Origin of the sequence: Lacticaseibacillus rhamnosus (genome assembly GCF_900636965.1) — a bacterium.
Classification (GTDB): Bacteria; Bacillota; Bacilli; order Lactobacillales; family Lactobacillaceae; genus Lacticaseibacillus; species Lacticaseibacillus rhamnosus.
The window spans coordinates 399034-419502 of record NZ_LR134331.1 but is presented as its reverse complement, the minus strand read 5'-3'; the positions used below and the strand labels follow the sequence as shown (position 1 = coordinate 419502).

The window sequence follows — 20469 nt, the reverse complement described above, 5'->3', positions numbered from 1 at the left end:
AAACATGTTTTAACCGCGTGATTTTCCGCCTGCGACATTAGTTGTAACCCCAGTGATGTAGCTAGCACGATTGGAAACAAAATAGTTAACTAAGTCAGCCACCTCACTCAGTTTGCCGCTTCGGCCCATTGGCGTTGTAGATGTGGACTTATAGCCTGCTCGAATTGCTTCTACAGTTGTCCCTCGGGTGTAAGCCAATGCTTCTTCATAATCGGGAGTTCTTAGCCCTGTAGCTTCCATGATGCCAGGCGCGACGCCAACAACTCGAATATTGAATTTACCTAATTCTTTCGCCCATGAACGGGTAAAACCGTTGATAGCACCTTTACTGGCTGAATATACGCTTTGGCCAACAGAACCTTCTAGACCTGCTTCAGAAGACATATTCACGATAACTCCGTGACGTTGCTTGACCATTCGCCGTACTGCAGCTTGAGAAACTAAAAAGACGCTCTTTACATTGACGTTGAATATTTGGTCAAATGTGTGAACATCAAGTTCATACTTCCCATGCGGATCTTTCGGATCAACTAAAACACGTGGTTTGTTAATTCCTGCGTTATTGACAACCCCCCAAATCTCCCCGTTAATCTGTGTTGCCACTTTAGCAAGATTTTCAACAGCCTCAGGATTAGTCACGTCTGTCTTTACGTATGTTAAGCGTGGATCCTGTATAGATCCTTCTCTTAAATCACCATTAACAACATTTGCTCCATTTTGCAGTAACTCTTTGACGATTGCTTCCCCAATTCCTGACGAGCCTCCCGTAACAATAATTGTCTTCCCTAACAAACTGAGCCAATCTGACATGATATTTCTCCTTTCATCATTCACAAATGTTAAACTTAAGTTGTTACTAATTTCACTTTTGATTATAATTGGAATGTAATCGGTTACAACGTGACTGTTGAATAATTTCACATTTGTGATTTCGAGGTGACATCAATGTCAAATTTGCCTAAACGGTATGATCGTGCAACTTTAGTCAAGATATCCGATCTTTACTACATGCACGGTCTAACTCAACAAGAAATATCTAACATTGCCCATATTCACAGAACCGAAATAAGTCGAATTCTGAAGGCGGCTAGGGATGAAGGCGTGGTATCTATCGCAATCAATCCCGAAACCACCGCCGTCAGCCAACTTATTGATTTTTTTAAACAAAAATACAATTTGCGAGAGGCCGTTATAGTCCCGGCTTCTGAAAATGGAGGCAATGAGTTAAACGCTTTGAGTGTTTACGCATCAATGTTTTTATCAAGAATCATTAAAAGTGGTGACGTAATTGGGTTAAGTTGGGGTTCAACGCTTTCAAGTGTTATCAGTCAATTTCCAACAGATAAAGGCCTTCGTGATATTAAAGTTGTTCCGCTGGTGGGTGGCCCAATGGGAAGAATACCTTCGAACTATCATGTGAGCTATCTGACACACCGGCTCGCCAATCGGCTAAACGGAACAGCGTTTGTCTTGGATTCCCCTGCCTTTGTCAGATCAAAAGCGCTTCGTAAAGAGCTTCTCGCCAACCCCAACACGCAAGAAATCTTAGGATTGTGGAATCGTGTCAATATCGCGATCTTTGGCATCGGAAGTTCACTAATTACAGATTCTCCTGATTGGCAAGCGTTCTATGAGAACACAAACTTCAAGTCTTATTTCAGTGCCGATATGGTCGGAGATATTCTTTCACACCCTTTCGACAAGGATGGAAAATTAGCTCGCGATATCGACTCCATTCTTGTTGCCTTTCCTTTTTCGGCATTGCGAAAAGTACCACACTCCGTTGGAATTGCTTTTGGGGAAGAAAAGGTAAATGCTATCCTTGCCGCTCTTCGAGGTGGTCTCTTAAACACTTTAATTACTACCGAAGCAACAGCAAAGGCAATCAAAGAGTTGTCCTAACAGTTTCACATATGTGATTTTTTGGTAGCGCTTACTTGCTCAAACGAAATTGCTGGATTAACATCTGTTTGTAGCTAGAAAAAATAAGTACCCAATCAATTCTCACATTTGTGAATGGAGGATATCAACATGGAAAGTACAGCATTACGAATTTATGGTAAGAAGGATCTCCGAATTGACACTTTTGACCTTCCCGAAATGAAGGACGATGAGATCCTCGCGACTGTCGTGAGCGATACAATGTGTATGTCATCATGGAAGCTTGCGATGGAAGGTGAAGATCACAAAAAGACCCCTGATGATTTAGCGCATAATCCAGCAGTTCTAGGCCACGAGTTTTCTGGAAAAATCTTAAAAGTGGGCAAAAAGTGGCAGTCAAAGTTCCACGCTGGCCAAAATTACGTAATCCAGCCAAATTTGGCTCGTCAAAACACGCCTTTTGTACCAGGTTATTCATATCCATATATCGGCGGTGATGCAACAAAGATTATTATTCCTGATGAAGTGATGACAATGGGGTGCTTAATTCCATTCGAAGGCGATGCATATTATGAAGGTTCGTTGTGTGAACCGGTAAGTTGTGTTATTGCCGCATTTCGAGCACAATACCATGTCAACTTCCACTCATACCAACCAACAACAGGTATCAAAGAAGGTGGCAACATGTTAATCATGGGCGGGACAGGCCCAATGGGACTACTTGCCATTGACTACGCACTACATGGTCCAAAAAAGCCGTCGACGCTTGTTGTAACCGATGTCAATCAGGCCAAACTGGATCGTGCTAAAAAACTTTATCCATCTGACTGGGTAGATATCAAGTTTGTCAACGTCAACAACTTATCACTTGATGAGCAAAAAGAAGTTCTTCTAGATGCAGTTGATGGCAATGGGTACGATGACGCTTTTTTGATGATCAGCGTTGCACCGTTAGCAACTTTAGCAGACTCCCTGCTCAATCCTGATGGGTGCTTAAATCAGTTTGCAGGCCCGATGAAAAAAGACTTTTCTGCGTCTGTAAATTTCTACAACATCCACTATAATTTTACTCATTTTGTTGGCACATCAGGTGGTGACGCAGACAATGAAGCAGAAGCAGCTAAGCTAATTGCCGAGAAAAAGCTGGACGTTTCCAAAGTTATTACCCATGTTATGGGCTTAAACGATGCAGCTGAGACAACAATGAATCAACCTGAAATTGGCGGTGGCAAAAAGTTGGTGTACAGTGGTAAAAAATTTGACCGAATAGAATTAGCCAAAGTAGACCCCACGACCGACCTAGGAAAGATTCTGGCCAAGCATGACGGCTTGTGGTCAAAAGAAGCAGAGGATTGGATTCTGACAAACGAACCCGACTATGATGCGTAGAAAACACCATCACTATCTAAATTTTTCAGCGTTAAAAATTTCTTAAATACTTTAAGCTTAAGGACTAGCTTATAGCATCAAATATTCAAAGTAGCGGATACATCGAAGAAATGTATTTGCTACTTTTTTAATTCATTTAAATTGTGCAGTATTTATAGTTATAAGAAATTCACAACTGTCACAAGAATCAATATAAAAAAGTCCGGTATAGTCCTTATACTATGACCGAACCTTTTATCATATCGATAATTCTCTCTATATTCAGCTTCGCACCTTGCATAATTCTCAGATAATACCTGCTGCCATCTGTTGCTTCATTTGCTGTTCGCTCAAATTCTTTTTGGTAAAGCCCAAGATAAGCGCTGTTATAATTGTTCCGATTAGAATGCAGCCAATATAAAGAAGTGGCTTATTGCAGGCAATTGGGATAACAAAGATTCCGCCGTGGGGTGCTTGCAACGTAATGCTTGACGCCATGCAGATTGCGCCACCAACTGCACCACCAATAATATTTGCCGGAATCACCCTCAGCGGATCAGCTGCTGCAAACGGGATTGCCCCTTCTGTAATGAAGCTTGCCCCTAATACCCAATTAGCTTTACCCGCCTCGCGCTCTTGGATTGTAAACTTTCGCTTAAACAAAACAGTTGCGAGTGCAATTCCGAGCGGAGGCACCATGCCACCGACCATCAAGGCTGCTGAAGGCCCATAGATTTTTGAAGCGAACATAGCAAGTCCAAAAGCTGAAGCGGTCTTATTGATAGGACCACCCATATCAGATGCCATCATTCCAGCTAGAAGTGCTCCCATCAAGAAAGCGTTGACGCCCGTCATGGATTTTAGCCAATTTGTCAGGAACCTTATCATATTCGACATTGGTGTATTCAGAAGGAAAAACATAACAAGCCCCACAATAAAGGTTGCTATGAGCGGGATAACTAATACTGCCATAATCCCTTTATATGAGTGAGGAACATTCTGTGTCTTTTTGACAATGAATCGAGTAACATATCCGGCCAGGAAACCAGCGACCATGCCCCCTAAGAAGCCTGATCCACCATTAACAGCCATCATGCCGCCGATCATACCAGGCGCTAAACCTGCTTTATCCGCAATACTCCATGAGATGAAGCCGCCAAGAATCGGAACATAAAGTTTAAAAGCCGCATTACCACCGATTTCATTGAAAAATGCTGCCCAGATATTATACTGATCGCTCTTAGGATCTGATGCGTAGATACCAAACATGAAGGAAATTGCGATAAAAATACCACCAACGACAACAAATGGAATCATATACGACACACCACTCATGATGTGCGTGTAGAAAGCACGAGCAAATTTACCGCTACCAGTCAACTCTTCTTCAGACTTAGTTTCTTTCCCTAAGGCGGATTCAAGGTTCTTATGCGTTGGAGTAGATTTTGAACTTGTCGTATCTTTTTCTAAAGCTTGATCAACCACTGAGCCGGGCTGATCAATAGCTCGTTTTACGGGAACATCTAAGAAAGGCTTCCCACCAAAAACCGTGGTGTCAACTTTTACGTCATGAGCCACAACAATTGCATCGGCTTCTTCAATGTCCTTTGAAGTTAGTCTATTCTCAACACCAGTCGAACCATTAGTTTGAATCTTGGCGCGCATCCCCCTTTTTTTGGCTTCATTAGCAAGTGCCTCGGCTGCCATATACGTATGTGCGATTCCAGTCATGCAGGCGCTAATCCCAATAAGATATTTCCCAGCAGATTCTCGCGCATTTGAAATGTTGGCTTCAGTATCTTTCTTAGCATCCTCTTGGACAAGAATCTGGTATATTTCATTAGGGTCAGCTGCAGTTATCAATCTAGCTCGAAAGCTTTCATCCATTAAAAAAGTTGAAATCTTTGACAACATCTTCAAGTGTTCATCCGAAGCGCTCTCCTCAGCTGCAATCATAAACACTAAATTAACTTTTTCCTGGCCCCATTGAACACCTGCAAGATCTCTAAAGACAGCAATTGTTGATCTTTCGACTGCTCTGGTTCGGGCATGGGGAATTGCAACGCCATATCCAACTGCAGTTGAAATTTCATTTTCACGTTGATAAATAGCTTTTCTGAATACGTCTGCATCTTGGACATAACCATTCTGGCTTAGTTTACTGATCATCCGGTCAATGACTTGATCTTTTGTCATCGGTTCAATGCTAGTGTCAATATTTTTGATATCAATTAGTTCATCAATACGCATCTTGTTCACCTCCACAATTGGAAATCTCGATGGTTATCTCTAGTACAATTCAGCTTTACCAGTAGAATTAAAGAGATCCATTTTGTATTCGACTACCTCTTGAGCCGCCTTTCTGGCTGATGGCATCAGCTGATCGGGTTCATAAGCACCAGGATTTTCATCCAAATTCTTGCGTAATTGCGAAAAGAATGCAGTTTTCATGTCCGTTGACAGGTTGATCTTAGCCACACCATGAAGATACGTCTTCTTAATCTCCTCATCTTTATTATCAGAGCCTCCGTGTAAGACTAATGGAATGTCAACTGCCTCATGAATCTTCTCAAGCAAATCAATTCGCAGTTCAGGTTTTTCAACATGACTGTAATGCCCGTGCCGCGTACCAATAGCTACAGCAAGCGTGTCAACGCCAGTCAAACTCACAAATTTCTTTGCATCCTCTGGATCGGTGTAGAGAATCTTGTTGACCCCGGTCCCTTCTGTCGAAAGTTCGTTAGACCCGATTGTCCCTAGCTCCGCTTCGACAGAAACACCTACACTATGGGCCACATCTACAACTTGTTTAGTGAGTGCTACATTGTCATCCCAAGACTTTGCCGATGCATCAATCATGACTGACGTATACCCGTTATGAATGCCGCGTACGCAATCTCCCAACGTTGCACCATGGTCCACATGAATGGCCATTGGTACACGAGTTCGATCAACTGCTTGTCTAACATACGCAGTGAAATTGTCACCTACCAAATTGATTTCGTTGGGGTGAATCTGAATAATAGCTGGCGCATTTTTAGCTTCCGCCGCGTGAATAATCGCTTCTACGAATTCACTATTGGCGACATTATAAGATCCAACAGCAAAATTATTTTTATATGCAACACTTAGTAAATCAACCATGTTATAAAGCATTCGAATAATCTCCTTTTCTATTCCAAACCTCGATGAACTCTCGCTTTGTCTTAGTCTCTAATAAGGCATGAACTTCAGCCAAGTTATTGGTGTGTTCATAAACATCATTAAAAAAGTTTTTGTTTGTTTTAAGATCAGCCGCGGGAATGTATATCACAACCAATCTAACCTTTTGGCGTCCCCAAGAAATTGCTGTCTTATTAATTCCTACGATGACTTTGGCAGCTGTCTCCGAACCCTTTAAAAAGGGGTGAGGCATAGCTACAAGATGTCCAATATCAGTAGATGACATTGATTCCCTCTTTTTAAAATACGGGAAAAGGTTAAAGTACCCTGATTTTTTCAATAAATATGCTATCGCATCCATACTCGAAGACTCATTCATATGATGATAGTCAAGCTTCTGAATCAGAGACATCGTACCAACTGTCTCAATAAAATTTTGAATTCTGGCTATATCATTAGTGTTCAATGCTTTGCTAATTTCTATTATCTTATCGTTTACCTGGTCATCCGACTCTTGAAACCCACATCTTATGATCAATTGATACTTCGATATATCAGCTAAATCCATTGCCGTTGTGACTACCCCAATATCTATCCTTGGAAAATATGTCTGGATCTTATATCGAAACAATTCTCCTTCTGCCTTCTTGCCTTGGAAAACTAATTCTGTCCGAATTGTGCTCTTGGTCTCCTCAGTTAAGACAAGTTGAATATGAATTGCGAGATAGGCTATCTCCGATTCAGGTGCTTGTATATCAAAATCGTTTTGCAGCTCATCGTAAAGAAAACAAGCAATCGAATAGGCAAACAGATATTCTCTCTTTGTTTTTTGAGAATATGGATTAAATACCGGTATACTTTCTTCGATTGGATCTAGAAGTCTCATAATATGATTTATGATTTGGTTCCGATAACTTTCATTAGAATATAGCGGAATGCCGTAATAGCTTTCTGCTCTTTTCAGTGAACTTTCCAATTGACCACGCTGTAGCACATTCATATTTGGCACGAACGAACCTGGGGTATTTAATGGCATGGCAATCAGATAGTTGGTAAGCGCCATTATTTCAGCTTTGTTACTTATTGCTGTTGGGGCTCTTGCTAATAAAGAAGAAGCCAATTGAAATTCAGGATGGTCCTTGTTGCTATCTTTAACTTCTGAACTATTGATCGGATGATTTTCTCTGTAACGGCTTATCGCAATGACCATGTGACAGATAATCTTCGCGTATACAATGAAATCCATTGTTGTATGGTGCTGAGAGAAAACCGTGTCTATACTAACAATTTCTTTCTCAATCGTTTGCTTATCACACACCCCATTTAACAATTTAAAAGTAGAATCGGTTAAATCTCCCTTAACAATTTTTCCAATTGGTATTAGTTGTTCTAAAAGCAATCGTTTTTGATTTTCTGCCCCTAAAATCCGAATACCTGTAAAGATTCGCGACTCCAACGCAACGTTAAGGTTCATATCATGAATTTTGGAGAACAGCACCTGAACCTTACTGCGAATACTTTCGACAGAATAATTTAATTGCATTGCAAGGTCATCGAACGTAATGAAAGAAACATGGCTCACTAGAATAAAAGCAATTCTAAAGAGCAATTCTGCATCATCCTCAGCGAATAACCGATTTTCTATACTTTCGTTATACAAGTCTCTTTGTATCCGGTACCCCTTGTTAGAGGAAATAATCAGAGGCCCTTGTGTCTCACTACTGTTTAAAGTTCTCACATAGTTCCGAATACTCCTCTCTGTAACCCCCAACATTTCAGATAGTTGCAAGGCAGTAAGGTAATCTTTTTGCTGTAATAAGATGTCAAGCAACTGTTTAATCTTCTCGTTCATAATTGCCTCCTCTTCTACAGGTCAATCCCAATTGCCCTCCTGACAATTCCAGTATGACACGTTAGTTAGCGCTTACATTAGTATATATTTTTCCGGGCCCGGAAGTAGAGTTTTTTAAGGTCAGTATCATACAATACAGCCTACGCATGTCTACTTAACTAAGCACTGAGGACTGAAAAAGGAGTCAAGGTGGCATTCCCCTCGGCTCCTTTTTAAGCACTTCGTTAATCTGATAAACCAACGCATTCAACTATTCCACTTTAAAACAACGATCCTATTTTGACACAAACCCATCCGATCCAGGTGGTTGCAGATCCAACAATATTGGACATACTGGTTATTCCCTTACCCATCGGAATCTTTGAGGAAATTGCAGATTGAGTATATTCGGGTGCAATGCTGGTTCCAACGTAAAGGATACAAATTAAAATTAATGTCCCCGCGATTACCATCCGGAACATGTTCCGTTTAACAAATGGGGTTACCAGTGCCAGCAAGAACATTAACGATGCTAGATCCACAAATGGTAACATTTTATTGCCCGGCAAAATAAAGGCCAAGATAATTGCGATCGGAATGAGAATCAAACCTGTTGCAAGTACAGATGGCTCACCGATAAGCAACGCAGTATCCATTCCAATATAGAAGGACCGTTTGGGAAACCACTTTTTTAGCTGTTTTTCAACATGATCACGAACCATGGTCAAACCCTCAACTAAGATGTCAATCATCTTTGGTAATAGAACCATAGCGGCTGCAACATTAATAGCCAAAGTCAGGGTCTTAGAGATATCATACCCCGCCATTAGCGCTATCGCTATCCCAAGAATAAAGCCTAAAGTTAATGGCTCACCAAAGACCCCAAAACGCTTCTGGATCTTCTCAGGTTGCATGTCTATCTTCTTGAGACCGGGGATGCGTTCAATCACCCAGTTGGTTGCTATGCCAAATGGTACCCAAGCAAGGCATGTTAGGTGAGGAAATGAAATTCCTTTTAAATTTAATGACTTATACTGTCGCTCTATCCACGGTGCTGTCAAATCTGCGACTATCAGTGTCAGAGCAAAGATAATCCATGTTGTCAATGCCGCGACCCAAAAGCTATGCGAAGCGGCATATACAACGGCAGCAAGCAGAAGAAAGATCCAGTAGTTAAAGATATCAATATCAACCGTCTTGGTCAGATTTAATACTAGCATTACCGCATTAATTACCAGGAACCCAATAACGATAATCGGCATAATTGGTGTTCCCCATCCGATAGTTGAAGCAGTCGGCCAACCTGTATCGACAACGGTAAGATGCAATCCCATCCGCGCAACCATTGCTTTTGAAGCAGGTCCAAGATTGGTTAGTAAAAGATTAATTACCATACTAACTCCTGTGAATCCAATACCGACCAACATGCCGGCCTTAAATGACTTTCCTATAGAGAGCCTGAACACTACCCCAACAACGAAGAAGATAATCGGCATCATAACTGCGGCACCCAAATTAACGATTGCCTGAATTATTTGCATTATGCTTCACCCAGCCCTTCTTTAGTGACAAGCTACTCTTGCAATGACGCCATAAATCTCTCAGCAAAGAGTTTAGGCGTATTACGAAAAGCGTCAGCAGTACTTCCTGCTAAATGTGAAGTCAAAGTAATATTCTTTAGCTTCAAAAAGCGGCTGTCTGGAGGCAATGGCTCGTTGTTGAATGTATCAACTGCAGCACCGCTTATCTTTCCCTGCTCAAGAGCGGTCAGCAGGGCATCTTCATCTACCAACTCAGCGCGGGCTGTATTAATAAAGTAAGCGGTAGGTTTTAACTCGGCGATGCGCTTTGCATTAATAATGTGATCTGTTTCAGGAGTAACCCGCATGTGAATTGTTAACACATCTGACCGCTTAATCAATTCATCTAAAGAATCAATTTTTGTAAATCCTTTCTGTTCATCAACATATTTGTCGTAAAAGATGACATTTGCGTCAAAGCCTTTCAAGAACTGCCCAACCAACTGGCCAATGTGCCCAAAACCAGCAATACCGATAGTTTTACCTCCCAATTCAGGAATGTAATCTTTATTAGGAAAGTCTTTTAACCAAATATCTTTTTCCATTGCGGCGTGAGTTCGCGCAATGTTACGTGTCTCCGCAAGAATCATGCCTACCGTAAATTCGGCTACAGCACGTGCATTGCGGCCAGCCGTGTTCATAACTTTAATGCCTTTCGATTTAGCATATTCCGCATCAACATTCTCAATACCACCACGTAAAACTCCGATATATTTGAGGTTTTTTGCACGATCGATAATCTTTTTACCGATTGGCATAAATTGTGTAATGATCAAATCAAACTGATCAATATCTTTCAAAAGCGAATCGTCAACGTTTACTGCTTCCGGGCCATGCTGCTCAACCTTCAGATTGTCTGCTTGAAGTGCAGCAGTGGATTCGTGAGACCAATCTCGGATTGTCACATCAATCCCCGCATTTTCCAGAGTAGTAAGACCAACTTTTAACATGGAAACATCAATTAAATTATCACCAAATGCGATTGCCTTCATTTTATCTATCTCCCCATTTATTAATGCATTAACATACCACCGGTAACATCAACAGTTGCCCCAGTCATATAACTGGCTGGCTCAGATGCAAGAAAGATTCCTAGCTCTGCGATTTCGGATGGTTCCGCGACACGTCCCATTGGAATACGGTTTACATAGTAATTAGGATCTTTATCAAGATTGGCTTGAATCATTCGCGTATGCATCACTCCGACTGCGATATTATTGATATTAATTCCATTTTTTGCGACTTCACGAGCTAATGAAATTGAAAAAGCAATTAATCCAGCTTTACTTGCCGCATAGTGAGCATGTCCAGTTGTTGATCCATAATAAGCCGCTTGTGATGTCACATTGACAATATGACCTCTCCGCTTCGTCTTCAGAGCATATCGAACAAATTGCTGGCATAGTAAGAACGGAGCTCGAAGGTTGACTTTCATCGTCAAGTCCCAATCTTTAGCAGGAATGTCCACCACTTTTCCTGAAAGCCAAATACCCGCATTGTTCACGACAATATCAACGCTGCCAAGCCTTTGAAGTGCTGTATCGAAGAAATTAACAATCTGTGTTTCGTCGGCCAGATTTGTTAAAACAGGTACCGCTTTCAAACTTGGATTAATTGCATGCACCTTTTCAACCGTCTGCTCTGGCTTCTCTTTTTCACTCATGTACGTAAAAGCAACATTAGCGCCTTCTTTTGCTAATCCGAGAACAAATTGCTGACCCAGTCCAGTTGCTCCTCCTGTAATAATGGCGTTCTTCCCTTTAATACCTAAATCCATTATTAAAACCTCCATATCTTCATACGAGATAATTCAAACCGTCTGTAGTCCATTCCAAACAGGTTCCATGTTTGTCAATGCTTTCTTATAACATTCATATTTCTTTTGATAAACATCTTCAAACTCGGGTTGAGGAAGAATTGTTCGGCTAATATGCACCATGTGGTTTGCCGCATCCTCAACGCTCTTAAAGTCTCCTGTCATGACCCCCGCTGTCATAGCAGTCCCAAGAGTTCCATTTTCTTTCACGTTAACAAGTTCTAAAGGCTGCTTTAAGACATTTGCAAAAATCTGCAACCAAACTTGAGAGTTGGTGATCCCGCCAGCAATACGAGCAGCACCGTCTAAATGCCCATCAATTCTTCGTAACTTTTCAATGTGATACATATGCGAAAAGACAACGCCCTCATAAACTGCACGAACAAAATATTTAAGATCGTGATATTTTGTAGCTCCCACAAAACCAGCACTAGCATTCGGTACCGCATTACCACCAAAGATAAAGGGGAAAAATAGTAAATCACTATCCTGTGGTTTTGTGCTTGCAACAAGCTTGTTGCAATACTCGTATATTGAAAATCCCGCATCCTCTGCAGCCCTCTTCTCCTTATTCATGAAAGTATTGATGAACCATTCTAAGTTACTAGCTGATGTGGGACTGGCTTCCGTAATCAACCAACGATCTGCTATCGGATAAATTGAAGTCATAAATAAGTCTTTGACAACTTTAGGCTTGTTCGTAATGTACTCGTTGATTGACCAAGTTCCGGTTACAATTCCAAGTTTGTGACGGTGCACCAATCCTGTTGACAACGCGGAAGCCGCAATATCGAATACCCCACCCGAACACGGAGTTCCCTCGACAAGACCTGTTTCACTTGCGATTTTTCTTGATATACTACCGCAATGATCGGTAGAGTTTGCTAGCGGTGGCAGCTTAGCCATCCATCGTTCAATCCCAAAGAACTTGAACAAATCCTGATCAAACTTTTTCGTATTGATATTTAACATGCTTGTTCCAGATGCATTAGTAATCTCAAAATGTGCATCGCCCGTTAACCAAAACCGAATGAGGTCCGGAATCATGAAGATGTATTTGGTTCGTTCAAATACTTCAGGTTCGTTATCTTGCAACCAGGCCAAAAGCGCGACTGGCTGTGAAGACCAAACTGTTTGATAAGTCTTGGGACGAATCTCGTTTTCATAGTAAGGATCCGCTAGCCACTTTTTCACATAAGCGGCGGCCCGATCATCGGTAGAAATAATGCCATTACGAACAGCATTTCCTTTATCATCAACCAGATACAGGCCGTTTCCATGTCCAGTACATGCTATTCCCGATATATTTCTAGGATCAATGTGCGACTTTTCGAGTGTTTGTTTTATAACATAGATATTAGCTTTCCAAAGTTCGTTCATATCACGCTCTGTAAAGAACGGATGCGGAGTCAACATTTTTGTATTAACAGTAGTCTTTTCTAGCTCATGACCATCCATATCATAAATGGCAGCTTTTGTACTCGTTCCACCATTATCGATACCCATCAAATATTTTTTTGACATACTTGTCTATCCCCCTCATGTATGGGTAGATATTTAACTACGATTCACCCCATACTGCCAAAGTTGACGATCGCTTGTCGTAACGCCCCAAAATCCTGCAGCAAAAATGTCGGAAATATTCTTTTCTGACCGTATAAACCCTCCTGCAATTAATTTCGTATCCCCCGCATATTTTCTGATCTTGTCGTATTCCGACAGAGCATAGCCACTCGGTAAAATCTCTATTGCAGAAAACTGCCCATCACTCATTGCTCCAGCTGCCCGTTCCAGCGATCTTGAATCGAACAAAAACAGCCGGTATATTGTTTCTAATTTAATCGCCCGTGCACGTGTTAATGCGTGCATATTAGTTGAAATAACGCCATCTAGATGAAACATATTCTTTAACAACTGAATTCCAACCTCGTCTGGTCTGAATCCGCCTGTGATGTCAATGTGAATGTAAGCTTTCTTGTGATGTGCATGGATATACTCAACAAAGGAACCCAGATTACCAATATTCACACCAGACAATAAGACGATTTCTGATTTGGCCTCGCAAGCTTCTCTAAGGTATTTGCCATTGAGGGAGGATGGAATAACAATCGATTTAGGCATATGAATCATCCTTTCAAGTATTTTGTTTTCAATTTTTGGAGACAGTTTTTCTACACTACTTATTTTGTTTCGTTGTATACACTCAAAGCTTCTTCAGGTGTTCCACCCTTATGAACCAGTACGTTTAAGCCTGCAACCATACCAGCCGGATTCTTATCTTGGGTAATATTACGACCAACAGCCACACCATGAGCACCTGACTCCATGCAATGTTTAACAAACTTGAAATAAGTTAATGTATCTGTTTTAGGCCCACCAAGAGCTAGGACAGGGCGACTAGCATTTTCAATGATTTCTTTATCTGTATCTTCTCCACTCAGACGAGTTTTAATGATGTCAGCACCGAACTCCGCGCCTAAACGTGCTGCAGCCGCAATATACTTTGGATCATTTGACTCTTTAGTTGTAACAGGATAGCCAAACGGCAACGTTTCAGCGATCACTGGAACACCCCAATCCTCGCTCTGCTTAGCTAGTTTGGCTAACATCTGGTGAGAAAATTGTTCGCGTGAACCTGCGCCAGGAAATGTCATGCAAACAACTCCCTGTGCTCCGAGTTTTAGTGCATCTTTAACATCAAAGAACTGATCAGTCACTGGAACAGAGCTATCATAAGCATTAATAGAGGCATCTACTCGCAGAATTGTGGTGATCTTTGCTAGTTCCTTTTCATACGTCTTTGCCTGTCCGTATGTGACTAAAGCCGCATCCAATCCATTAGCAATTAATTTATCAAGGTGTTCTGTTGTATAGTCGACACCCTGTGTATTCATTGAAAATCCAAAACCATCTAAGGCTGCAATAATCGCATTCCCATCTGAACCCCAAATTTGTGCTAACCGACGTGCTTTACTCATAACAAATCTCTCCTTTTTGATAAAAAAGAACACAAAAAGACGCCCAATCACTACTTATTATCCAAGTGTGATCGGACGTCTTTCTTCTAGTGCCCAAATTTACCGTATATTTAGATTACGACTGTATAGTAGCATGTCATTTAGAGTCAGTCAAGCGCTTTCAAAAATAAATTTAAACAAGCCGTTTTAATTAGAGTATCAGTATCTCGCTTACTCCACAGCCCCAATCTGATTCTGCAAATCATTCTGATACCGCATCACATTTGCCCGATACAGGTTTGCAGGAATGTAATGCTTGTTTTGTAAGAGCCGTTCACCGTTAAATCCAAAAATATCCTCTGTCATCAAAATAAGTGGGCTCGTGTCACCAAACGTCCGCCGAAATGTCTTTTGTTGGCGATCTGACAGAGTAATGAGCACGTTTGAACTCGAGGCTTTTTGGTAGATGGTTTCCTCAAGAAAGTTGATAATAGCCGCGCTGTCACTCAAGTCTACGCCAAACATTTGAATTGTTGTGGGTAAAACAATGGCGAGTGTATTTCCAATATTTTCGCCTTTATTTTGATACCAGATGTTTAACGTATCGTATGGGGCGTTTTGACGATCGAATAGTCGATCCGTAAATTCACTGGCCTGGTTTTCATGAAAGTAGGTTTCCCTGCTTTCTATGGGCAGAACGAGACTTTTAAGCATTGGGTTACCTAGAGCTTCAATGCCACTTTTTTTCTGACTTTCACTCGCCTCGACAAAGTGTCCTTGGCCATGAATGCTCCGGATAAATCCATCTTCTTTAAGGAGTGATAAAGCGGTTCTTAAGGTAACTCGACTGACCTCAAATTCTGTTGTCAGCACTTCTTCAGATGGTAGTTTTGCGCCGGGTGCGAGTTGGCCTTGTTTAATCATCTTTAGAATTTGGTTATAAACTTGAACGTATTTTGGTGAACGATGCATGCCGATTCTCCATCTTTCAATAATTTATATAGCGCTTCATTTTAACATGAATCCGCATTGGAAAATCTGCGGTACCTAAATTCGATAAAGGCTCCAAAGTTTTCTCGATCTTGTGCATGATAATAATGATGAAGTAGGAACCCTTGATGGTTGGCTAACCGAATCATTCGGTGATTGGTATGGTTTGTGCAAAGGCGTGCTTCAGCCACATGATGAACGACCATCAATTGTTTAATTTCATCTATTACCAAGCTAGCAATCCCCTTCCCGGAAAACGCCGAATCAACGACTAGCCGTTTAATATTCCAGAAGTTTAAATTCTCTTCAATCACCGCCATTGCTTTTACGTCATCACCAAATAACCAAAGCTGGCGTTTCAGAATGTCCCGGTAGATGTCCTCGTGATTAGGATACGTTTCAGTCCACTGAGTGATACCTTCTGAACACATCTGTTGTTTGGCATGATCAAGCATTCTTTCAAGATGTGGTAGATCTTTGACAGTAGCAAGTTTTCTGGAGATTCGTCGGGTCTCGATCATTGCTCAGGCCCTCGCTTAAAAGAGTATCAGTGACATAACCAACATCATCACAACCCCAAAAATCATGGGTACAGAGGTCCGCTTAACAATCTGAATTGGCGATAGTTTTGTGGTGCCGGCTACAATCAAGACAACGGCAGCAACCGGAGAAACAGCGCGCAACAGGTTGCCTGCCAGTTGCATAGGTATGGATAAAGCTACCGGATCAATGCCAGCTGCTTTTGAAAGTGGGATGATGAGCGGAATCATTGCAAAGACTAATGCCGTTCCGCTGCCGCTCAACAGAACGATAACGGCTGTGAAAAGTACCATGATAATTGGTAGGATAATTCCGGAACCGCTCATATTTTGCATGGCGTTTTGAATTAAGTTGATGATGCCCAGTGAGGTGAGCCCTTGTACAAATGTTTGCGCTGCGACCAACAATGCCACGATGCTCATCACATCGCCCATACCAGTGAAAAACGTACCGGTTTCTTTCAACACGGCTTGGGCTTTTCTTTTGGCCAATAGTTCGACAAAGACCGCAACAACAAAGCTAATCAAGGTTACCATTTGAACACTCATGTTTAACTTGGTGCCAATGACGAGGTTGAGAAAGAAAATGACTAACAGCAAAACAATTGGAAGTAGCGGTAACAAGCCATAAATAAAGGCCATAAAGCCATGATGCGTAACGTCTTCCACCGCTTCGCCTGCTTTTCCATCGCTATTTTGCGTCAATTCATCAGCATAAGTGAGCGTTTCTGGCTGGCGCTTATCTTCGTGTTTTTGCCACAAATAATGAACGATGGCGATGGCAAGAAGAGTCGGTATCGAGACTAGCGCATGGCTCTTAAAAACATAGTCCGTCACGGTCATGTGCAGTTGTGCGGCGATGGCAACATTATCCGATCCTAATGGTGTCGGAACAATCGTTGCCGAAGTTCCGATAACTGCAGCTGCAGATAATCGACTCATTCCAGCAGCGCGCAAGACCGGATATAACGTTGCCAGCAAGATGATAGCAAGATTCGAGGCACTAGGAATGACCAAAGAGAGTAGATTACCAATGAGAAAGACGATCGGAATCAGAATATAAACCGAGCGTATCTTGGCAATTGGTTTAGTTAAAGCATGAACAGTAACCTGATTTGCACCGATATGACTCATATAGGCGCTATATCCGCCAAGAATCAAGATGACAAATCCCGGTCCAACAAGTGTATTCGAGAATTGATCGACAACAGCTTGAAACGGATCAAGCAAGGCAGTACCGGTTGGCGTAGAAACTTTGATCTTGTTGCCAACTAGAATGGCGATATACATTAAGACAATGCCTAAACCCAATAGCGTCATTTTAATGTCGTTTTTCTTAAGCAACATATAAATCAAGATGGCTACGGCAATGATGCCTACCACTGAGATCAAAATAGCGTTCATCGTCTCTCCTCCTAAAAATTAGCCGTTTTACCAATAGCCTCGACAAACCAACTTTCAAAACGTTTCGAATCTACATCAACGGCGACACTGGCATTGGGTTCTTTACCCAAATATCCTTTCAGATCAATCAGCGAAGCACCGGCCGTTAATTCACCACGTGTTTCAATCGCAACATGGGTTTGCACTTCTGTAAAACACGTTGGTGCTAGAATCATTGCCATAGCAAGTGCATCGTACATATTTAGGCCAGTCTTGAAACTTCCACCACGATATTTTGAAAAAAGTGCATAGAACATATCACCAACTTTTCCCAAATGCTTGATCTTTTCCGAGGTTGCCGGCAAGATTTTTGCTTGTCTCCCTACTTCCATCGGTGCAACCCGAATCGGCAAGCCGCTATTGAAGACGATTTTTGCTGCCTCCGGATCGGTGCCAAAGTTAAACTCAGATAACACGCCAAAATTGCCTCTTCCTAGCGCGCCTCCCATTAACACCAGCTGCTTGATTTTCTTCAAATCATCCGGATATTGATGAATGAAAAGTGCAATATCAGTTAACGGTCCAATCCCGATTAAAGTCACTGGTTGACTGTTAGCCATCACCGTTTCGTGCATCGCAACGGCAGCAGAAGTCACGGTATCCACCGGCACATTGGGTTCTGGAAAAGGATATCCATCCATACCGGTTTTACCATGAACCCCACTAGCATCTTTGAGCGGTCTCAATAAAGGCTTGCGACTTCCTTGAACAATCCGAGGTGACTGATTAAGAAAAGTCAACAACAGACGGGTATTAAGTGTCGTCTTCTCAACACTGACATTCCCGGCAATCGGACAAATTAGTTGAACATCCATCAATGGGCTACCGAGCGCAATGGCAATGGCAACCGCGTCGTCAATACCGGGGTCAGTGCTGATAATAGTTGGTGCAGGTGCTGAAGTGATCATAGATTAAAGCCCTCCTTGTATGCGCTTTCAATGTTGCTTAAATTATACAACGTTGTATCATTAAATACAACGTTGTTTTAAAACGTATGGATAATTTTTCGACCTTATTACGATATTAATAATCACATTTAACTGTATGCATCGAAAAAACGCCCATTCTTATAGCATTCAAGAATAAGCGTTTCCCATCTACCTACAATCTAACGTGTCGCAAGCCAAGCACCCACAGCTATCAAAACGCAACCGAAGTACCTTCATCCCCTTCAGAAACTACTCACAAAACTTTCTTGGTCACAACAACTTCCAGTACTGCTTCTACCCAGTCTTGTCGCAATAAGTTGATCCACAAAGCTCAAAACGAATGATTAACCATTCGCGTTCCAGATCCATAAAACAAAAAGATGACCCCTTACCAAAACTAATTGGTAAAACGGTCATCCATTACTACGCCACGCGGTCAAAATCACGGCGAAGTTCTAACTTTCAACTTCCACTTTCAAGGCTTGCTTAAGCTTCTCCAACAACTTTTGATAATCGATTTTCGTGTAATCATTGACATCTACGCGAATCAACTGGCCAATTTGAAAATCCTGGTAACCTCTGTCTTTTACGCGCATAGCAAACGTCTCAAACGATGGCATGCCGTCGGGTTGTTCCGAAATATTGTCCAAGGTATCTCCGCGATGGTAATGGTTCATTAGGTGACCGAGATGGCGCGGATCGGTTAAGTCGCGGTGACGTTGGCGCTCGTACAAGATGTTGATCGCTGCTTCCAAGCGCACGGTGATGACGTGATAGTGATGCTTGGTCGCCAATTGTTCTATGTTTTCTTTTTGTAGTCGACTAAACGGATAGTCCCCCAAAATCATCTTGCCTTCCGCCATCAAAATATCAATACCGCGATAGTAACGCGCTCTGGCTTCGGCATCAAGCATCTGCTTTTCGCGAAGGTTATCGAAACCCAGCTCATCATAAAGATGTTCCTTAAACAAGTCGAGTGGTAAAGAGACAAAGCCGTGAATTGCCTGCATGATTTTGGCGGCGGTGTAAGTCTTGCCTGTTCCCGGTGCACCAGCCAGCAGGACTAATACGTGTTGCTGCTCAGTTGTCATCCATCCCTCATCTCCAGCTTAAGCCTTGACCGGTACGGCTGCTTCTTTGTTCAAGAATAGGCTGATCTTGTGTTTGACAATATCGTAGACGACATCATTACAAGGAACAATGTTGTTACGTAATGATGTGTTCACTTCTGTCTGGCCAAACATTTTTTTGGCCTTCCGCGTCCAGCCAACGAGTAATTCCGTACCAACGTTGAACTTGCGGAAGCCATTTTCGGTCAAACGATGGTAGTCGTCTTCATTAACGCCGGTGCCACCATGAATGACCATGGGCTTGCTGATGACCTGATGGAGTTCTTCAATTAATGGCCAATTCAATTTCGTCTTTGACTTGAACTGGCCGTGGTGTGTGCCCACGCCGACAGCCAATGCTTCAACATCAACATGTTCCAAGAATTCAAGCGCTTGTTGGGGGTCTGTGTAGCGTCCTTCCTTAACCGTCACGCCTTCTTCGGTGCCACCGATCGTCCCGATTTCGCATTCGAGTGAGACGCCATGTTCATGGGCATAATCGGCAACTCGTCGCGCCCGTTCCATGTTTTCTTTAAATGGAAGGGCTGATCCGTCAAACATCACTGACGAATAGCCGGCGTCGATTGCTTCTTTGATCGCATCAAATGATTTGGCATGGTCAAGATGCAAGTCGACATCAACCAACAGATCCTCGGCCATCGACTTGCAGACGGCCACGAAGTTTTTCATCCCGACATATTCTGCCGTAGCAACACTGGTTTGAATAATAATCGGTGACCCGGCATCTTTAGCCGCGGTGATCATTGGCGGGACCATTTCAAGGTTGTGAGCGTTAAAGGCACCGACTGTATAATCAAGTGCTTGGGCTTCATCCATCAATTGTTTTAAGTTCTTATACATACT

At 42.2% G+C, this 20469-nt stretch carries 18 protein-coding genes; 2 read left to right on the top strand and 16 right to left on the bottom strand.

What is annotated here, in order from left to right:
* Window positions 1-9 precede the first annotated feature (9 nt).
* Window positions 10-810, bottom strand: a complete 801-nt coding sequence (locus EL173_RS02070; protein WP_005685076.1) for an SDR family oxidoreductase — start codon at window positions 808-810, stop codon at window positions 10-12.
* A gap of 135 nt (window positions 811-945) precedes the next feature.
* Between EL173_RS02070 and EL173_RS02065 the strand changes: the two genes are divergently transcribed.
* Both EL173_RS02065 and EL173_RS02060 read left to right on the top strand, forming a co-directional pair.
* Entirely contained in the window at window positions 946-1902 is a 957-nt protein-coding gene (locus EL173_RS02065) for a sugar-binding transcriptional regulator (RefSeq protein ID WP_005685077.1), read from the top strand.
* A gap of 129 nt (window positions 1903-2031) precedes the next feature.
* Window positions 2032-3270: an alcohol dehydrogenase catalytic domain-containing protein gene (locus EL173_RS02060; RefSeq protein WP_005685078.1), complete on the top strand. Its 1239-nt coding sequence runs from the start codon at window positions 2032-2034 to the stop codon at window positions 3268-3270.
* A gap of 285 nt (window positions 3271-3555) precedes the next feature.
* On the opposite strand, the gene EL173_RS02055 is transcribed toward EL173_RS02060, so the two are convergent.
* The 15 genes from EL173_RS02055 to EL173_RS01985 all read right to left on the bottom strand — a co-directional run bounded on the left by EL173_RS02055 (window position 3556) and on the right by EL173_RS01985 (window position 20466).
* Complete coding sequence (locus tag EL173_RS02055; protein ID WP_005685079.1) at window positions 3556-5499, bottom strand: PTS fructose transporter subunit IIABC; 1944 nt, start codon at window positions 5497-5499, stop codon at window positions 3556-3558.
* Between the two features lie 39 nt (window positions 5500-5538).
* Window positions 5539-6405 carry a ketose-bisphosphate aldolase gene (locus EL173_RS02050; RefSeq protein WP_005685081.1) on the bottom strand — a complete coding sequence of 289 codons (867 nt, stop codon included), beginning with the start codon at window positions 6403-6405 and terminating at the stop codon, window positions 5539-5541.
* Window positions 6395-8263 carry a BglG family transcription antiterminator gene (locus EL173_RS02045; RefSeq protein ID WP_005691481.1) on the bottom strand — a complete coding sequence of 623 codons (1869 nt, stop codon included), beginning with the start codon at window positions 8261-8263 and terminating at the stop codon, window positions 6395-6397. The genes EL173_RS02050 and EL173_RS02045 overlap by 11 nt, the downstream gene beginning before the upstream one ends.
* 260 nt (window positions 8264-8523) lie before the next feature.
* Window positions 8524-9783 carry a PTS galactitol transporter subunit IIC gene (locus EL173_RS02040; protein WP_005685084.1) on the bottom strand — a complete coding sequence of 420 codons (1260 nt, stop codon included), beginning with the start codon at window positions 9781-9783 and terminating at the stop codon, window positions 8524-8526.
* A gap of 32 nt (window positions 9784-9815) precedes the next feature.
* Window positions 9816-10814 carry a 2-hydroxyacid dehydrogenase gene (locus tag EL173_RS02035; protein ID WP_005691480.1) on the bottom strand — a complete coding sequence of 333 codons (999 nt, stop codon included), beginning with the start codon at window positions 10812-10814 and terminating at the stop codon, window positions 9816-9818.
* Window positions 10815-10834: 20 nt separating this feature from the next.
* Entirely contained in the window at window positions 10835-11599 is a 765-nt protein-coding gene (locus tag EL173_RS02030; protein WP_014571100.1) for an SDR family NAD(P)-dependent oxidoreductase, read from the bottom strand.
* Between the two features lie 33 nt (window positions 11600-11632).
* Window positions 11633-13162, bottom strand: coding sequence for an FGGY-family carbohydrate kinase (locus EL173_RS02025; RefSeq protein WP_005691478.1), 1530 nt, complete (start codon window positions 13160-13162; stop codon window positions 11633-11635).
* A gap of 33 nt (window positions 13163-13195) precedes the next feature.
* The gene (locus EL173_RS02020; RefSeq protein WP_014571099.1) at window positions 13196-13759 is read right to left on the bottom strand and encodes a glycerol-3-phosphate responsive antiterminator; all 564 of its coding nucleotides are present in this window, start codon (window positions 13757-13759) and stop codon (window positions 13196-13198) included.
* A gap of 59 nt (window positions 13760-13818) precedes the next feature.
* Window positions 13819-14616 carry a class I fructose-bisphosphate aldolase gene (locus EL173_RS02015; protein WP_015764238.1) on the bottom strand — a complete coding sequence of 266 codons (798 nt, stop codon included), beginning with the start codon at window positions 14614-14616 and terminating at the stop codon, window positions 13819-13821.
* Between the two features lie 210 nt (window positions 14617-14826).
* Complete coding sequence (locus tag EL173_RS02010; protein WP_005691472.1) at window positions 14827-15567, bottom strand: winged helix-turn-helix domain-containing protein; 741 nt, start codon at window positions 15565-15567, stop codon at window positions 14827-14829.
* A gap of 41 nt (window positions 15568-15608) precedes the next feature.
* Window positions 15609-16106 (bottom strand): GNAT family N-acetyltransferase, encoded by a 498-nt coding sequence (locus EL173_RS02005; protein ID WP_005691470.1) that lies wholly within the window; start codon window positions 16104-16106, stop codon window positions 15609-15611.
* A 15-nt stretch (window positions 16107-16121) separates the two neighbouring features.
* Complete coding sequence (gene dcuC, locus EL173_RS02000) at window positions 16122-17528, bottom strand: C4-dicarboxylate transporter DcuC (RefSeq protein WP_005691468.1); 1407 nt, start codon at window positions 17526-17528, stop codon at window positions 16122-16124.
* Between the two features lie 11 nt (window positions 17529-17539).
* The gene (locus tag EL173_RS01995; protein ID WP_005691466.1) at window positions 17540-18475 is read right to left on the bottom strand and encodes a nucleoside hydrolase; all 936 of its coding nucleotides are present in this window, start codon (window positions 18473-18475) and stop codon (window positions 17540-17542) included.
* A gap of 476 nt (window positions 18476-18951) precedes the next feature.
* A complete protein-coding gene (locus EL173_RS01990) occupies window positions 18952-19587 on the bottom strand; it encodes a P-loop nucleotide/nucleoside kinase family protein (protein ID WP_005691461.1) in 636 nt (211 codons plus the stop codon).
* Window positions 19588-19605: 18 nt separating this feature from the next.
* A complete protein-coding gene (locus tag EL173_RS01985; protein WP_005691460.1) occupies window positions 19606-20466 on the bottom strand; it encodes a class II fructose-bisphosphate aldolase in 861 nt (286 codons plus the stop codon).
* Window positions 20467-20469: the final 3 nt, after the last annotated feature.

Excerpts from the sequence above, each read along its gene's own strand:
- EL173_RS02045 (WP_005691481.1), bottom strand. The coding sequence starts at position 8,263 with ATGAACGAGAAGATTAAACAGTTGCTTGACATCTTATTACAGCAAAAA.
- EL173_RS02065 (WP_005685077.1), top strand. The coding sequence starts at position 946 with ATGTCAAATTTGCCTAAACGGTATGATCGTGCAACTTTAGTCAAGATA.
- EL173_RS02010 (WP_005691472.1), bottom strand. The coding sequence starts at position 15,567 with ATGCATCGTTCACCAAAATACGTTCAAGTTTATAACCAAATTCTAAAG.
- EL173_RS02050 (WP_005685081.1), bottom strand. The coding sequence starts at position 6,405 with ATGCTTTATAACATGGTTGATTTACTAAGTGTTGCATATAAAAATAAT.
- EL173_RS02005 (WP_005691470.1), bottom strand. The coding sequence starts at position 16,106 with ATGATCGAGACCCGACGAATCTCCAGAAAACTTGCTACTGTCAAAGAT.
- EL173_RS02040 (WP_005685084.1), bottom strand. The coding sequence starts at position 9,783 with ATGCAAATAATTCAGGCAATCGTTAATTTGGGTGCCGCAGTTATGATG.
- EL173_RS02055 (WP_005685079.1), bottom strand. The coding sequence starts at position 5,499 with ATGCGTATTGATGAACTAATTGATATCAAAAATATTGACACTAGCATT.
- EL173_RS02060 (WP_005685078.1), top strand. The coding sequence starts at position 2,032 with ATGGAAAGTACAGCATTACGAATTTATGGTAAGAAGGATCTCCGAATT.
- EL173_RS02035 (WP_005691480.1), bottom strand. The coding sequence starts at position 10,814 with ATGAAGGCAATCGCATTTGGTGATAATTTAATTGATGTTTCCATGTTA.
- EL173_RS02030 (WP_014571100.1), bottom strand. The coding sequence starts at position 11,599 with ATGGATTTAGGTATTAAAGGGAAGAACGCCATTATTACAGGAGGAGCA.
- EL173_RS02020 (WP_014571099.1), bottom strand. The coding sequence starts at position 13,759 with ATGCCTAAATCGATTGTTATTCCATCCTCCCTCAATGGCAAATACCTT.
- EL173_RS02025 (WP_005691478.1), bottom strand. The coding sequence starts at position 13,162 with ATGTCAAAAAAATATTTGATGGGTATCGATAATGGTGGAACGAGTACA.
- EL173_RS02015 (WP_015764238.1), bottom strand. The coding sequence starts at position 14,616 with ATGAGTAAAGCACGTCGGTTAGCACAAATTTGGGGTTCAGATGGGAAT.
- dcuC (WP_005691468.1), bottom strand. The coding sequence starts at position 17,528 with ATGAACGCTATTTTGATCTCAGTGGTAGGCATCATTGCCGTAGCCATC.
- EL173_RS01990 (WP_005691461.1), bottom strand. The coding sequence starts at position 19,587 with ATGACAACTGAGCAGCAACACGTATTAGTCCTGCTGGCTGGTGCACCG.
- EL173_RS02070 (WP_005685076.1), bottom strand. The coding sequence starts at position 810 with ATGTCAGATTGGCTCAGTTTGTTAGGGAAGACAATTATTGTTACGGGA.
- EL173_RS01985 (WP_005691460.1), bottom strand. The coding sequence starts at position 20,466 with ATGTATAAGAACTTAAAACAATTGATGGATGAAGCCCAAGCACTTGAT.
- EL173_RS01995 (WP_005691466.1), bottom strand. The coding sequence starts at position 18,475 with ATGATCACTTCAGCACCTGCACCAACTATTATCAGCACTGACCCCGGT.